The organism is Plantactinospora sp. WMMC1484 (assembly GCF_049315195.1).
Taxonomy (GTDB): Bacteria; Actinomycetota; Actinomycetes; order Mycobacteriales; family Micromonosporaceae; genus Plantactinospora.
This window is the reverse complement of the sequence record NZ_CP186055.1, coordinates 2,757,624-2,772,087: the sequence shown is the minus strand read 5'-3', so window position 1 is coordinate 2,772,087 and position 14,464 is coordinate 2,757,624. Positions and strand designations below refer to the sequence as shown.

Genomic DNA, 14,464 nt, shown 5'->3' with positions numbered 1-14,464 from the left:
CGTCCGCCACTTTTCTCCGGCCTTCCACCGGGAAACGATGGATAGTCGGAAGTTGACGGGAGGAATCGATGGACCAGGACAGCGCCGATCCGGGCCGTCCGGCGGAGCCACGGCACACCGAGTTCGGGTCGGCGGAGCCGGGCGCCGGCAGCGGCGAGCGGACCAGCCGTCTCTCGCCGGTGCCCACCTCGCCCAGCCTGGTCACCGACTCGGTCATCGCCCGGCCGCTCCAGGAGCAGATGCGCTCCTCCGGCGACACGCCGATCGGGGTGGTGATCGAGCTTCGTACCCGCTATCTCGGCGGCGTGCGCGGGGCGCAGATTCGGGTCCAGGAACTGGTCGAGCAGGTCGCCGGCGCCGAGACACCGGTGCAGCCGATCGGTTCCTACGTCAGCACAGCCCTGACCGCCACACAGATCCGCGCCCTGGTGGCCGCCGACGCCGAGGAGGCCGGGGAGGTCGCCCAGGAGCGGGCGGAGGCAGAGGCCGAGCTGGCGGAGCAGGCGACACGACAGGGCGTGGCAACCGAGGAGTCACCGGCTTCGACGGTCGGCGCCGGCCCCGCCCCACGCTCGGCGGTCCACCGGATCTGGCCGAACTTCGAGGTCCAGCCGCTCATCCACCGCTCGGTGGTGACCACCAAGTGCCAGGCGGCACACCGCGCCTTCAACGCGTACGGACAGGAGATCGTCTGGGCGGTGCTGGACTCCGGCATCGACGAGGGGCACGCGCACTTCCAGCGGCACGGCAACCTGGCGTTGACCCCGCCGCTGGCGCACCGCTCCTTCGTGGACGGCAGCGACGCCGAGGCGACGAAGGACCGTGCCGGGCACGGCACGCACGTGGCCGGGATTCTGGCCGGCGAGCAGATCGTCGCGGAGAGCGATGCGCCCCTGAGCGCGGCCACCTTCTATCAGCCGGACGGCAGCGGCATGCGTGCCGAGCGGCTGCACCTGCGGTCGATCAGCGGGATGGCACCGCGCTGCCGGCTGCTCTCCTGCAAGATCCTCCGAGACGACGGCTCCGGCGACATGGCGGCGGTGCTCGCCGCGCTGGAGTACATCCAGGAACTCAACGACTACGGCCGGGAGTTGCTCGTGCACGGCGTCAACCTCTCGGTCGGCTACCCCTTCGACCCGACCTGGTTCGCCACCGGGCTCAGCCCGGTCTGCCGGGAGGTCAACCGGTTGGTCCAGTCCGGCGTGGTCGTGGTGGCGGCGGCCGGCAACACCGGGTACGGCTACGTCATCGACGCCGGCGGTCGGCGGATGCGGACGGCCTTCGACCTGACCATCAACGACCCGGGCAACGCCGAACTGGCCATCACCGTGGGCGCCACCTCGTGCCGGCCGCATGCCTCCGGCGTCTCCTACTTCTCCTCGAAGGGGCCGACCGGGGACGGCCGGGCCAAGCCGGACCTGGTGGCGCCCGGCGAGCGGGTGATCAGCGCCGGTACCGGCCGGCTGCTGGAGCAGGCGCTCGCCAGCGTTCCCGGCGCCACCTACGTGGAAAACTCCGGCACCTCGATGGCGGCGCCGCACGTCTCCGGCGTGGCGGCGGCGTTCATGTCCGTGCACCAGGAGTTCATCGGCCACCCGCACCGGGTCAAGCGGGCGCTGCTCAACTCCGCCACCGACCTCGGCCGGGATCGCTCGTTCCAGGGCCACGGGCTCATCGACGCGATGCGGGCCCTCCAGTCGGTCTGATCGTTCCCGTTGCCGTTCCCGTCCGGATGAGGTGCGAAGATGCAGTTTCCGTACGCCGAGGTGGAGATCGAGTCCACCGGTGCGGTCCACGACGAGTCCCAGCAACGGGCCGCGGTGGAGCTGGTCGCCGCGTCCCGCGCGACCGACGTACTCGTGCTCTGCCACGGCTGGAACAACGACATCCCGCAGGCCCGCCGCCTCTACGAACGGCTGACCGACAGCCTGACGGCGGTCCGCCCGGCGGTTCCCGGGGCCGCGTCCCGGACCCTGGCCGTGGTGGGCGCGCTCTGGCCGTCGATCCGCTGGTCGGACGAGGACGAGGTGGCCGGCGGTGGCGCCGGCGTCGCCGACGAGGCCACCACGCTGGCCGAGGCGATCACGACCCGGATCGAGGATCCGGTCCGGGCCACCCTGCTGACCGCGCTGGTGCCGAGGCTGGCGGAGTCCGCCGAGGCCCGGCGGGAGTTCCTCGACACCCTGCGGAAGCAGATTCCGGCCGTACCGGTCGAGCCGGCTCCGGCCGGCACGGCGGTGGACGAGGACCCGCCGCCGAGAGCGCTGCTCGACGGCGACCCGGAGGAGGTCTTCCCGGCGGCGGGCGGTCCGGAGTTCGACGCCGGCCTGCCGGTGTGGCCGGGCGGCGCGGCCGGGCTGGGGCCGGGCGGCGCGGCCGGGCTGGGGCCGGGCGGCGCGGCCGGGCTGGGGCCGGACGGCGGTGCGGCCTGGCTCGGGCTGGACTTCGGCGGCGTGCTGCGCCAGGCGCGCGGTCTGTTGAACGTCACCACCTACTACACGATGAAGGACCGGGCAGGAAAGGTCGGTGCGGGCGGCGTCGCCACGCTGCTGGCCGGGCTGGCCAGGGCGGCACCGGCGGTCCGACTGCATCTCGCCGGTCACTCCTTCGGTGCCCGCGTGCTGGCCGCCGCTGCCGCGCGGCACCGTGGGCTGCACTCCTGCACCCTGCTGCAGGGGGCGTTCAGCCACCACGCCTTCGCGGCGAACTTCAACGACCGGGGCGACGACGGGCTGTTCCGGCCGGTGCTGGCCGACCGACACCTCAGCGGGCCGATGCTGATCACGCACACCGTCAACGACCGGGCGGTCGGGCTGGCGTACGCCGCCGCCTCCCGGCTGGCCCGGCAGGTCGGCGCCGGCCTGGGCGACGCGAACGATCCGTACGGGGGCATCGGGCGCAACGGGGCGCTGAAGACGCCGGAGGTGGCCCAGCCCGGCGTCGATCTGCTGGAGGTCGGCGCCGGCTACCGCTTCCAGCCGGGCCGGGTGCACAATCTGAAGGCGGACCGGTTCGTCAGCTCGCACGGTGACGTCAGTGGCGGGGAAGTTGCCTACGCTCTGTGTTGCGCCATTTGCTCTCAGTAGCATGATCGGACGACGTTCCACCAATCGGCCAGCGGATGGGGTCCCGACGGCCGGATATCCGATCACCTTTGATTGACCCCGGCACCGGTGGGTACCGTCCGCTGTACCGTGACGAATCCACGGTGATCTTGGAGGCGCCATGACTGACGGTCCGTTGCCGGATCAACGGACGGAGACGCAGCATGGTCCTCTGCTTCTCCACGCCGACTTCGACGGCGAAGGAGTTACCGAGATACGCGGGAGGCTGACCGACTGCCTCCGCGCGGCCGGACTCACCGGCGAGCGGCTGGACGACTTCGTGACCGCGGTCAACGAGGCGATGACCAACGCGATCCGGCACGGCGGCGGGCGGGGCGAAGTGCGGCTCTGGCGGAGAGGGCATCTCGTCTGCGAAATCCGCGACCGGGGGGCGGGCTTTGCCGATCCGCTGCCGCATCTGCCCAGCAGCCGCCCCCGGCCCTCCGCCAACGGCGGGATGGGACTCTGGCTGGCCCGGGAACTCGCCGACACGGTCGAGCTGCACAGCAGTGCGGACGGCGTCCGGGTGCGGCTGAGCATGGCCGTGCCACCGGCCGTTCCGCACGGCGATCTGACGGGCGGCACCATCTAGTCGCTCCCCGCCCCCGATGACACTGCCGCCCCGTCCCTGGTACGGACGGGGCCCGCTGCGGCTCACGTCGCCGCGCCCCGCCGTCAGCCCCTGCACCAGGAAGCGTCGCAGCGTTCAGCCACCGGTGTCCATCTCCTGTTGGGCCCTGCTGAGCGCCGCCATGATCTCCGGCTCGCCGACCGGCTGCCCGCTGGCGACCTTGGCGAAGAGGTCCCGCATGGCGCCGCCCACGGTGGTCTCGTACCGGCTCTCCTCGGGCACCTGCGGCAGCGGCGCGGCGGTGTTCGCCAGTACGTCCCGGAAGACCTTGCTCAGCGGGGTCTGGAAGGCCGGGTCGGAGTAGGCGTCCTTGACCACCGGCAGCGATCCGAACGCCTTGTTGAGAATCCGCTGCTCCTCGCTGCTGGTCAGGAACTTCACCAGTTCGAGGGCGCCGGCCCGGTTGTCGGTGGCCTTGAGGACCGAGACGTTGATCCCGGCCACGTGGCTGGTCACCCGCCGGCCGCCCGGTGGCAGCGGGTCGATGATCGGGATCGGCGCGACGCCGTACTCCTCGGGCTTCATCCCGGCGGCGGCGAGCACGCCTACCGCGTCGTTCTGCCCGAGCAGCATCGCCGCCCTGCCCTTGGCGAAGTCGCCTATCGGCTGCTCGGCGGTGCCGTACGCGGCGTTGCTCGGATTGACGATCTTGTGCGTGGCCATGAGGTCGACGTACTGCTGCACCGCCATCAGCAGATGGTGGGTGGTGAACTGCGGCTTGCCGGTGGTGTCGAAGACGTCCACCCCGTGCTGCTGGCCGAGGATGAAGGCGTGCTGCGCGTTCGCCAGAGGGCTCGCGCCCTCGATCGCCAGCCCCCACCGGCCGTCCCTGGTCAGCTTCTTGCCGACCTCGACGAACTCGGTCCAGTTCTTCGGCGGGCTGTCGATGCCCGCCTCGGCGAAGAGCCGCTTGTGGTAGAAGAGCCCGTACGCCAGTCCGTAGAGCGGCATCGAGGTCGGCGGTTGCCCGGCCGCGCCGGTCGCCGAGAAGCTCGGCCCGAGGAACCGCTCGGGACCGCCGAGCGTCTGCAGTTCGGTCGCCTCGAACGGCAGGAAGGCCCCGGTCGCCTGCAACGAGGCGGACCAGGCGTTGCCGATGTTGAGGACGTCGGGACCCTGCCCGGAGGTGGTGGCGGCGAGGATCCGGTCGAGCAGGTCCGGCCAGCCGATCACCTCGAGCTCGACCGTGATCCCGGTCTGCTTTTCGAACTTGTCGAGCTCCGGCCGCAGGACCTTCCGGTCCTCCTCCAGGCTGGCGCCCTGGTTGCTGGCCCAGTAGGTGAGGGTCTTCCCGTCACCGCTGCCGCCGTCACCGCCGTCACCGTCGTCGCCGCAGCCGGCCAGCGGTATCAGCAACAGCGCGGCCAGCGTGGTCGCACCGACCGCCCGCAGCCGGCCGACCTCTCGTGAACGCATGTCAACCCCCAGGAACACCCTCGTCGAGGCGACCCGGCGAGCCACCCGGTCACCATCGATCAATGAGAGTCGATAGATCGACGCATGTCAAACTCTTCCAGAGGACGCCCTCGGGCCGCGGCGGAAAGCGGCCGGACCCCGCCCGAGAGGTGGGCGGGGTCCGGGACGGACGGTCGCGCTACGGCTTGCGGATGGCCACCGCCGTGTACGGGGTCTCCGGTGTCGGCGGGGTGCTGAAGCGCGCGTTCGGCAGGTAGAGCCGGTTGCCGTACGAGGCGACGGTGGTCGGGATGTCGAACCGGGGGTCGGTCAGCCGCTCGACGACCCGCCCCGAGCGGCCGTCCCGGGACAGCCGCAGCACCGCCACCGTGTTGAGCCGGTTGAGCACGGCGTAGAGGGTCCGCCCCTCGAGCAGCAGCCCGTCGCCGTTGGTCAGCAGCTCCCCGCCCAGGTCGACCTGCCGGGTCGCCCCGGAGCGGGGATCGACGTGGAAGAGCAGGCCGGTGCTGGACTGCACGATCAGCAGCGCCCGGCCGTCCGGGGTCCGGCAGATGCCGTTGGCGTTGATCCCGGTGGTGTAGGCGATCTCCCCGGTGAGCGGCAACCGCCGCACCTCACCGCGCCACCCGGTCGGCACGACGTAGAGCACCGGATTCGTCGAGTCGGTGAAGTACGCCGCGTGCGGCGTCAACACCACGTCGTTGACGAAGCTCGGCTCGGCGGTGAAGCTGAGGTCGGCGAGGAGCCGGCCGCTCCAGGCGTCCACGATCCGGCCGGTGCCGGCGGTGCCGCCCGCGACGAAGAGCCGGCCGCGATCGTCCAGTTTGAGCCCGATCGAGGGAAAGCCCTCCCCCGGTCCCCGACTGATCACCCGTCCCTCGCCGGTCGCCAGGTCGACCCGGTAGATCGACCCGTCGGCCCGGGAGCCGAAGTACGCGAACGGCAGCGCACCGATGGTGATCCCCTCCGGCATCCAGCCGTCCGGCAGGTCGAACGTGTCGGGAAAAGGCTTCCGGGCGGGATGCGCGGCCGCCCTCCCCGGGGTGCCGACCGCGGCGGCGATCCCCAGCGCGGCGAAGCCGGTCAGGACATTACGTCGGATCATGAAAGATCTCCATCCGTACTCCTGGGACACTCTTCGTGCCGGAACACGCACGCGGACATCGACGGGTTCACTCAGCCTGCGTCCGGCCGCCGCCCGGTGCCGGCGTCGTCGTCGCCCGCGTCGTGGGCGAGCAGCGCGAGCTGGATCCGGTTGTCCAGGTCGAGCTTTGCCAGCGCGCTGGAGACGTACGCCTTGACCGTGCCGACGGAGAGGAACAGCCGGTCGGCGATCTCGCCGTTCGACAGCCCCTCCGCCACCGCGGCGGCGACCGCCCGTTCCCGGTCGGAGAGCAGCCCGAACCGTTCCCGGGCCCGCTGGCGTCGGTGGTCGGGACGGCGGTGCGGGGCGACGCCCGCCACGTGGTCGATCAGGGTTGAATCCTGAGAGGCCGCTCAATGTTGCCGGCCGCGCGGGCGGTCGGTGGAGATCCGGCGCACCGGACCGGGCCCGGACGAGGGGCTGACCCTGTCCGGGCCCGGCCGGCACTTCCGGTGCTGGGCGGCGTGCCGGCTACCGGGCGCCGGCGCCACCGGTGACCCGGGACTTCACCGTGCTCGCCGAGTCCAGGGTGTACGGGTACGGGATGCCCGCCACGCTGCCGCCACCGCTCTGCGGTGAGCCGGAGCCGACGAAGTAGTTGTTGCGCTGCACCACCGCGCCGGGGTCGGAGCTGGCGTACCCGACCAGGGTCGGGTCCTCGACGTTCTCGAAGTAGTTCCCCTCGACCAGCACCCCGGCGTTCATCGTCGACGCGACGCCGTACTCGTTGTCGTAGTAGTAGTTGTTGAACACGTGCACCGGGTTGCCGAACCGGACCCGGGGGTGCCGGGTGCCGGAACCGTCGAACCAGTTGTGGTGGTACGTCACCCGCAGCCGGCCCACGTCCTCACCGGCGTTGTTGTCGCTGTGCCCGAGCAGCATCGACTTGTCGTGGTTGAAGACCCGGTTCCAGGAGATGGTGACGTAGTCCGAGGCTCGCTTGACGTCGACGGCACCGTCGTACCCGTTGGTGAAGCTGTTGTGGTCCACCCAGACCCGGGTGGAGTACTGGACGTTGATCGCGTCGTCGTCCCAGTCCCGGAACGTGATGTTCTGGATGATGACGTTGGACGCGTTGCTGACGTTCAGGCCGCAGCCGACGATCTGGGCGCCGGAGTTGCCGACGATCGTCTTGTTCGAGCCGACCGCGATCATGCCGGAGCAGGAGATGCTGCCGGAGATCCGGACGACACGGGCGGTCGATCCGGATACCGCGCTGGAGAGCGCGGAGGAGCTGGTGACGGTGGTCGCGGAAGCGCTGCCGCCACCGGTGGTGCCGCCGCCCTGGGTGGCCCAGCCGACCAGCCCGGTGGGACTCGGGCCGGGACCGGGGTCACCACCGCCGGTGGCCACCTTCACGAGCTGCCACTGCTGGTTGGCGCCGTTGAGGTCTTCGTACTGGGAGATGCGGGCGCCGTCGGCGGTGGACCACTCCCAGACCTCCAGCGCCTTTCCGCTGTGCCGGTTGACGAACCGGACGTATCCGTCGCTGGTGGTCACCGCCGAGAACTGCTGGTTGTAACCGCTGGTCACCGGCCACTGCCGGTACTCGGCGCCGTCGGCGGTGGACCACTCCCACAGGTCGATCGCCTTGCCACTGTGCCGGGCGATGATCCGCCACCAGCCGCTGCCCGCGGACTCGAAGCGGAACTGCTGCCACTGACCATCGTTGCGACTCCACTGCTGGATCATCGTGCCGTCGGCCGTCGAGGTGTCGGCGACGTCGATGACCTTGCCGCTGTGCCGGTTGACGATGACGTACCAGTCGCCGGCGTCGATGGTGGCGGCGGCCGCCGGGCGTGCCGCGCCGAACTCGAAGGCGGCGGTCGTGACGGCGACCGCCGCGACGGCCAGGACGGCGAGGAGCCGGCGCCAGAACTGCCGGCGGGGGCCGGCCGCGAGCTGTGCGTCGATGCGTTGCATGCTGCTGTGCCTCCGGTGGTAGGTCGCGGGCGACCGACCGGCATACGAGAGGGCCGGTCGCCGGCTTCGGCAGCGCCGGCGGGAGACATCCGGTCGGGGCACGCGGCGTGGAAGATCCCGTCGTACGGCTGGTCGCCGACGCGCGGACGGTCCGCTCGGGAAGGGATCGGGACGGAAGAGATTCGCGGGGAAAGCGCTTTCCTTCCGTCAAGTTAGCGCTCTCATATGTGCCTGTCAATGCCTTGGCCGCAAGCGATCCCGCTCCCGGCCCTCGGGTTCCCGACGCTCAGCCCGGCCCTCGGACTGCTTCTGGGTTTCAGGTGGTCGAGGTGCTCGTCTCCGGCGAGTCGAGCGCCGCCCGCAGCAGGGTCAGGGTCGTCTCGTCGAAGGCGATCAACCTGATCCGCTCCACCTGCGACCGCGTGGAGCACAGCGTCCCGACCGCGATCCGCGCCGCCTGGTCGGCGGGAAAGCCGTAGACCCCGGTGGCGATGGCCGGAAAGGCGATGCTGCGGACGCCCAACTCGTCGGCGACCGCGAGGCAGCGGCGGTAGCAGGAGGCGAGCACGTCGGCCTCACCGTACCCGCCACCCTGCCAGATCGGGCCGACGGTGTGGATGACGTGCCGGACGGGTGGGTCGAGGTCGAAGGCCGGCGTAGCCATCGCCTCGCCCGGCGGGCAGGGGGCGATCGCCCCGCCCGCCTCGGCCAGCCGGGGCCCGGCGGCACGGTGGATCGCACCGTCCACACCACCGCCGCCCAGCAGCGACTCGTTGGCTGCGGTGACGACCGCGTCCACCTGCTCCCGGGTGATGTCACCCCGGACGACGTCGATGACGGCCATCCGCCGATCATGCCAGCCGAGCCGCGTCCCCGTCCCCGACACCAGGCCGGCCCGCAAAGCCGATCGCCCCGCCACCCGAGTACCGGGTGGCGGGGCGATCGATCAAAGGTCGGGTGTGGCGCTCGGCTACAGCATCGACACGTGCACGTGGTCGGTGTGGTCGCTCGGGCCGCTGTACGATCTCCAGCCCTCGCCCGGGAACCAGATCTCCCTGTACCAGATCACGTAGAGGATCCCGAGCCGGTCCGAGTTGCGGATCAGGAACGCGGCGAGGTCGTTGCCGTACCTCATCTGGTCGTCGTTGGCGGCCCGACTGAACCCGGAGTTGCGCAACGACCAGTCGCACGCCCGTCCCTTGGGGTGCTCGAAGGGCCCACCCGGACGGAAGCAGCCGACGAATCTCTTGAAGCCGGCGCGACGTACCTCGTTGTACATGTGCAGGGTCCGGGCGGTGATGCAGCCGCCGGTGGTGGGATCGTCCTTGTTGCACGGCAGCGACGGGAAGCCGTCATCCATCCCCGGCCCGGGTCGGGCGACCGGGGAGGTGGCCGACACCAGCCCCTTGTCCGGACGCGACCTGCCGCCCACCAGGGAGAGTGCCTTCTGCGCGTCCGTCTGCTGCTTCTTGATGACCTTTTCCTGGGCGGCCTGCTTGGCGACCTCGTCGTCGATGGCCTTCTTGGCCGCGCCGACCTGCTCACGCGCCTCGTTGAGCGACCGGAGCTTGCTGTTGTTGAACAGGTTCAGCTCGTTGAGCGCCGACATCCGCTCGATGAACGAGTCGGTCTCGCCGGCGCTGCCGTTGCCCAACAGCATCGAGATCGCGCTGAGCTTCCCGCTGCGGTAGGACGCGGCCGCGATCTCGCTCGCCTCCGGTGCGAGTGCCGCCAGCCTGGCCTCTGCCTGCCGCAACTGCGTGCCGAGCTGGGCCTGCCGCTTCTTGGACTTGGTGAGCTCGGCCTTCGCCTCCGCGAGTCGCTTGCCGGCGCTGGCGAGCACGTCACCGAGGAGCGGCGAGTCCGCCTCCTCCTGCGGGGCCGGCTTCGGCGCCGCAGACGCCTCCGACGGGACCACGACCAGTGCTGCGGCGGTGAGCAGTGCCAGGGCAGTCGCCAGCCTTCGGCGTAGGGGTGCCCTCACATGTATCCCTTCCGTCGGCCGCCGACCGGGTTAGCTGACGGGTTCGGGATGGAAGTGGTCCCTACCGCTCTCGCGGATTCACCCCAGGGGTGCGTGGGTCCCCGGCTCGCCGTGTGGCGATTAGGCGGCGATCAGCGCCGGCACCACGCGGTATCCGGCGGCTCTGAACGGCAGACAGCATACCCGGTTTCACTTCCGGAATGGCAAGACCGGATTTCCGGTAATAGCGTTGCCAGACAACAACTATCAGTAATCGTGGCGCCTCGAGGGCATCGAAGGGCGTGCTTCGACCGCAGTTATCGACAATCCGCTGTCGGCTATTTACCAACCGCGTAACCTGCGGGGGTACGGATAGCCGTCCAGGTTGGCCGGTGGTGATTGCCCGGCTACCGCCGGCGCCAGGGCGCTGTGCCGAAGAGCACACCGGCGGCCGCACCCGCCGACAGCACCCCGGCGGTCAGCGCCCTCCGGTGCCGGGACAGCCACAGTTGCGGGCTACGCCCCCGCGACCGCGTGTCGAACGAGCCGTGCGCACCCTGGTCCGCCCCGCCGCCGTCGTCGACCGGGTGCCAGAGGTTGACCGGGCGGTTCCGGTCGGTCGGCTGGTCCGTCTGCTGGCTCGAGTAGCCGGTCCGGGCCAGGTAGCGGTCGAGCAGCCCGGGTACGAACCGGTTGCCGAGGATGGTGCCGACGGTCGAGGCGCCGACCCAGTACTCCCGCCGCGCCGGATGGTCGGCGGCGTACACGATCGCCCTGGCCGCGACCTCGGGCTGGTAGATCGGTGGCACCGGCTGGGCGCGGTTGCGCAGCCGGGACAGCACCCAGTCGAACTGCGGGGTGTTCACCGCCGGCAGGTGCACCATGGTGACCCGCACCGGGCTCCGGTCGTGCAGCAACTCGCAGCGCAACGACTCGGTGAAGCCGACGATGGCGTGCTTCGCCCCGCAGTACGCCGACTGGAGCGGGATCGACCGGTAGGCCAGCGCCGAACCGACCTGGACGATGGTGCCCGTGCCGCGGGGGAGCATCCGGTCGAGTGCCACCCGGGTGCCGTAGACGTAGCCGAGATAGCAGACCTCGGTCACCCGGCGGAACTCCTCCGGGCCGATCTTCTCGAACGGCGCGAAGACCGAGGTGAAGGCGTCATTGACCCAGAGGTCGATCGGACCGAGTTCGCTGGTCGCCCGGTCCGCCGCCGCCTCCACCTGGGAGTGGTCCGCCACGTCCGTCTCGATCGGCAGCGCGACGCCGCCGTTGGCGCGCACGTCCTCGGCCACACCGTGCAGGCCGGTCTCGCCACGGGCCAGCAGGGCCAGCCGCATCCCCCGGCGGGCCAGCAACCGGGCCGTCGCCCGGCCCACCCCGGCACTCGCTCCGGTGACCACCGCCACCCGTGCCGCAGGTCGCCCGCGCATCCGTCTCCTCCGTCCTCCGGCCCTCGGCGGCCGGATCTCGCCGGTGTCGACGGCGCCGGCTACCCAGGCCCGGGCTCCGACAAACCTCGGCCGACGACCTGCGGCACCAGACTCGGACAGCGGATCGGCGGAACTCGGACAGCGGATCGGCGGACGAGCGGGGCCACCCGTCCGGGTGAGGATGAACGCCGGGCGCCCGGGTAACCGCAGCCGCGATGGTGTGGCGGGTGGAGGAACGAGTGCGTGCCAGCACGGTACCGGCGACGACCGTCGGTGCCGCGCTGGCCGCCCAGGTCGTGCCGGCGGTGACGGTGCTGCCCGGCGTACGGTTGCGGTTCTTTCCCCGGCTGAGCGGGCGCGGCTCCCCCGGCCACGTCGCGCTCACCTTCGACGACGGCCCCGACCCGGTCTCCACCCCACTCTTCGTCGAGGCCCTGGCCGCGCACCGGATCCGCGCGACGTTCTTCCTGCTCGGCTCCATGTTGGCCCGCGCGCCGGAACTCGGCCTGGATCTCGCCGCCGCCGGGCACGAGGTGGCGGTGCACGGCTGGGGGCACCGGAACCTCCTGCTGCGCGGCCCGCGCGCCACCTACCGCGACCTGGCGCGGACCCACGAGCTGATCGGCGCGGTGACCGGCCGGGTTCCCCGGTTCTTCCGCCCGCCGTACGGGGTGCTCAGCGCCGCCGCGCTGATCGCCGCCCGCCGGCTGGATCTGACCCCGGTGCTCTGGACCTGCTGGGGAAGGGACTGGACCCGGTCGGCGACCTGCGCCTCGGTGCTCGACACCCTGCTGGACGGGCTGGGCGGAGGCGGCACGGTGTTGCTGCACGACTCCGACTGCACCTCGGCGCCCGGTGCCTGGCGGGCCAGTCTCGCCGCGCTGCCGTACCTGCTCGACGAGTGCCTGCACCAGGGTTGGCAGGTCGGCCCGCTCGGCGAACACGGCCGGCCCGGATACCGCCGACCCGGACCCGGCCTACCCGGGCCGGCTGCGGCGCGACGGCGACCGGTCCATCCGGTCCGGACAACTGCCCGCTGACGAACCGGCCCGCCAGGCTCGCGGTCAGCCCGGCCGGTCGGTCAGCTCGCCGGAGACCGTACCGGCGGCCCGGCTTCCGGGCACGGTCGGCGCCGGGCCGGGCGAGCCGGCGGCGGGGTGTGCCCCGGCCAGCGGATGCCGGACCCGGGCGACCACACCGAGATGTGCCCGACGGGCGACCTGGAGCGCGGCGAACAGCCCGTAGGCGCCGCGACCGAGCAGCCGGTGCTTGACCCCGAGCGTGCCACCCGGCGGCTGGTAGCCGGCCGGCGGCAGGTGCGCCCGGTACCGGGTGACGATCTCGGCGAAGAACTCCCGACGCCGCTCCGGCGGCACCCGGCGGGGATGCCCGAGGACCTGCAACAGGTGCCAGATCATCCGCTGGAAGATCAGGTGACGCAGGTCGGCCGGCACCTCCGGATCGGCGTCCAGGCCGGCCAGGACCCGGTCCCAGTGCGCGAAGACCTCGAAGTGCCGGCCACTGACCGTGGCGGTGATCGCCCCCTCCGAACGCTGCCGGTACGCGTAGCAGCAACGGTCCAGCAGCGTGATCCGCTCGGCGGCGAGCATCAGCGGGAAACTGAACGAGACGTCCTCGTACCAGCCCGGACGGAAGGGCAGGTCCAGGTCGACGAGGAACCGGCGCCGGATCACCTTGTTGCAGGTGATGTGCAGCACCGAGAGCAGGGCGGGCCGCTCCCGCAGGGTGAACGTCTCCGGTGCCGGGCGGCCGGCCCCGACCTGGGCGAGCGACAGGTGCCGGGCCCGGCCGCCCGGGTAGTGCCGGGTGTAGGCGGTGACCAGCAGGTCCGGCCGGGCCCGGGTGAGCCGCTCGGCGACGGCGGCGAGGCTCCCCTCCGGCAGCCAGTCGTCGCCGTCGACGAACCACACGTACTCGCCGGTGGCCCGGGCCAGGCCGGTGTTGCGGGCCGCACCGAGCCCCTGGTTCCGGCCGAGGGTGACCACCACCAGGCGAGGGTCGCGGGCGGCGTACCGGGCCAGGACCGCGGCGCAGCCGTCGGTGGAGGCGTCGTCCACCGCCACCAGCTCCAGATCACGGAAGGACTGGCCGAGAACGGAGTCCAGGCAGTCGGCCAGGTATTCCCGTACCTGGTACACCGGAACGATCACGCTGAGCAGAGTCACCGCGGGCAACCTCCGGGGGGAGGACGGAGCCCGAATATAGCGCCCAGTAATCAATGACACGCATACGGTAACTACCGAGTGACCAAATTGTGACTTGTCGCTCGCTCAGAGCCCCGCCAGCCAGTTCCAGAGGTCGACCACCCATTCCGTCTGGCGCAGGTACGCCACCCCGACCCCGGTCAGGAACAGCCCGGTCACCAGGTGCGCCCCTCGGGCGCTGCGGCGGATCCGGCCGAACTGCCGCTCCCAGATCACCCGCCCGACCAGCCGGGCCAACGCGAAGAGGCCGACCGCGACGAAGAGGGTCAGCACGAAGGTGACCACCGGGCTCGTCAGGTCGCCCCGCGCCGAGATTGCCCAGATGCCCCAGCAGACGAAGGCGAAGAGGCCACCCATCACGCTCCAGCGGCGCCCGATGCGGAGCTGCCGCCAGTGGTAGCCCGGCGGGAGCTGCTCCCGCTCCGGCTCGACCGCCGGCCATCCGGTGCCGGTCGGCTCGTGCGGTGCCTCCGGCCCGGTACGCGACCGGGGCACCCCGACCTGCGCCACGCCCCGCCGGAAGCCCTCGGGCACCGGCGGCGGCGTACCGGGGTGTTGCGCGTCGGGCGGCATCTCGACGGTCCGCTCGGCCCACGGTTGCGTCTGGTCTGCCATCTGTCCT

12 protein-coding genes, 1 pseudogene and 1 riboswitch are annotated in these 14,464 nt (G+C 71.6%); of the genes and pseudogenes, 4 read left to right on the top strand and 9 right to left on the bottom strand.

The features are described 5' to 3' along the window. Positions 1-68: 68 nt before the first annotated feature. From ACN28C_RS12300 to ACN28C_RS12290, 3 genes are all read left to right on the top strand, one after another. The gene (locus ACN28C_RS12300) at positions 69-1,706 is read left to right on the top strand and encodes a S8 family peptidase (RefSeq protein WP_422773610.1); all 1,638 of its coding nucleotides are present in this window, start codon (positions 69-71) and stop codon (positions 1,704-1,706) included. Positions 1,707-1,745: 39 nt separating this feature from the next. Beyond that, positions 1,746-3,086 carry a hypothetical protein gene (locus ACN28C_RS12295; protein ID WP_422773609.1) on the top strand — a complete coding sequence of 447 codons (1,341 nt, stop codon included), beginning with the start codon at positions 1,746-1,748 and terminating at the stop codon, positions 3,084-3,086. A 139-nt stretch (positions 3,087-3,225) separates the two neighbouring features. Beyond that, on the top strand, positions 3,226-3,696 hold the full coding sequence (locus ACN28C_RS12290; protein WP_422773608.1) for an ATP-binding protein: 471 nt from the start codon (positions 3,226-3,228) through the stop codon (positions 3,694-3,696). Positions 3,697-3,810: 114 nt separating this feature from the next. On the opposite strand, the gene ACN28C_RS12285 is transcribed toward ACN28C_RS12290, so the two are convergent. The 7 genes and pseudogenes from ACN28C_RS12285 to ACN28C_RS12255 all read right to left on the bottom strand — a co-directional run bounded on the left by ACN28C_RS12285 (position 3,811) and on the right by ACN28C_RS12255 (position 11,617). After that, entirely contained in the window at positions 3,811-5,151 is a 1,341-nt protein-coding gene (locus tag ACN28C_RS12285) for an ABC transporter substrate-binding protein (protein WP_422773607.1), read from the bottom strand. A gap of 178 nt (positions 5,152-5,329) precedes the next feature. Next, entirely contained in the window at positions 5,330-6,256 is a 927-nt protein-coding gene (locus tag ACN28C_RS12280; RefSeq protein WP_422773606.1) for an SMP-30/gluconolactonase/LRE family protein, read from the bottom strand. Positions 6,257-6,327: 71 nt separating this feature from the next. Then, a pseudogene (locus tag ACN28C_RS12275) lies at positions 6,328-6,627 on the bottom strand (response regulator transcription factor); the annotation flags it as partial. Positions 6,628-6,766: 139 nt separating this feature from the next. Beyond that, entirely contained in the window at positions 6,767-8,218 is a 1,452-nt protein-coding gene (locus ACN28C_RS12270) for an RICIN domain-containing protein (RefSeq protein ID WP_422773605.1), read from the bottom strand. Positions 8,219-8,534: 316 nt separating this feature from the next. After that, positions 8,535-9,062, bottom strand: a complete 528-nt coding sequence (locus ACN28C_RS12265) for an O-acetyl-ADP-ribose deacetylase (RefSeq protein WP_422773604.1) — start codon at positions 9,060-9,062, stop codon at positions 8,535-8,537. A 126-nt stretch (positions 9,063-9,188) separates the two neighbouring features. Continuing rightward, the gene (locus tag ACN28C_RS12260) at positions 9,189-10,202 is read right to left on the bottom strand and encodes a coiled-coil domain-containing protein (RefSeq protein ID WP_422773603.1); all 1,014 of its coding nucleotides are present in this window, start codon (positions 10,200-10,202) and stop codon (positions 9,189-9,191) included. 3 nt (positions 10,203-10,205) lie between these two features. Continuing rightward, positions 10,206-10,339, bottom strand: a riboswitch (cyclic di-AMP (ydaO/yuaA leader). Positions 10,340-10,588: 249 nt separating this feature from the next. After that, a complete protein-coding gene (locus ACN28C_RS12255; protein ID WP_422773602.1) occupies positions 10,589-11,617 on the bottom strand; it encodes an SDR family oxidoreductase in 1,029 nt (342 codons plus the stop codon). 239 nt (positions 11,618-11,856) lie between these two features. Between ACN28C_RS12255 and ACN28C_RS12250 the strand changes: the two genes are divergently transcribed. Next, positions 11,857-12,657 (top strand): polysaccharide deacetylase family protein, encoded by an 801-nt coding sequence (locus ACN28C_RS12250; protein ID WP_422773601.1) that lies wholly within the window; start codon positions 11,857-11,859, stop codon positions 12,655-12,657. A gap of 24 nt (positions 12,658-12,681) precedes the next feature. On the opposite strand, the gene ACN28C_RS12245 is transcribed toward ACN28C_RS12250, so the two are convergent. Continuing rightward, the gene (locus tag ACN28C_RS12245) at positions 12,682-13,803 is read right to left on the bottom strand and encodes a glycosyltransferase family 2 protein (protein ID WP_422773600.1); all 1,122 of its coding nucleotides are present in this window, start codon (positions 13,801-13,803) and stop codon (positions 12,682-12,684) included. Between the two features lie 105 nt (positions 13,804-13,908). Continuing rightward, positions 13,909-14,457, bottom strand: coding sequence for a hypothetical protein (locus ACN28C_RS12240; RefSeq protein WP_422773599.1), 549 nt, complete (start codon positions 14,455-14,457; stop codon positions 13,909-13,911). Between the last annotated feature and the right edge of the window lie 7 nt (positions 14,458-14,464).

Coding starts and splice junctions, on each gene's coding strand:
- ACN28C_RS12300 (WP_422773610.1), top strand. CDS start 69: ATGGACCAGGACAGCGCCGATCCGGGCCGTCCGGCGGAGCCACGGCAC.
- ACN28C_RS12295 (WP_422773609.1), top strand. CDS start 1,746: ATGCAGTTTCCGTACGCCGAGGTGGAGATCGAGTCCACCGGTGCGGTC.
- ACN28C_RS12290 (WP_422773608.1), top strand. CDS start 3,226: ATGACTGACGGTCCGTTGCCGGATCAACGGACGGAGACGCAGCATGGT.
- ACN28C_RS12285 (WP_422773607.1), bottom strand. CDS start 5,151: ATGCGTTCACGAGAGGTCGGCCGGCTGCGGGCGGTCGGTGCGACCACG.
- ACN28C_RS12280 (WP_422773606.1), bottom strand. CDS start 6,256: ATGATCCGACGTAATGTCCTGACCGGCTTCGCCGCGCTGGGGATCGCC.
- ACN28C_RS12270 (WP_422773605.1), bottom strand. CDS start 8,218: ATGCAACGCATCGACGCACAGCTCGCGGCCGGCCCCCGCCGGCAGTTC.
- ACN28C_RS12265 (WP_422773604.1), bottom strand. CDS start 9,062: ATGGCCGTCATCGACGTCGTCCGGGGTGACATCACCCGGGAGCAGGTG.
- ACN28C_RS12255 (WP_422773602.1), bottom strand. CDS start 11,617: ATGCGCGGGCGACCTGCGGCACGGGTGGCGGTGGTCACCGGAGCGAGT.
- ACN28C_RS12240 (WP_422773599.1), bottom strand. CDS start 14,457: ATGGCAGACCAGACGCAACCGTGGGCCGAGCGGACCGTCGAGATGCCG.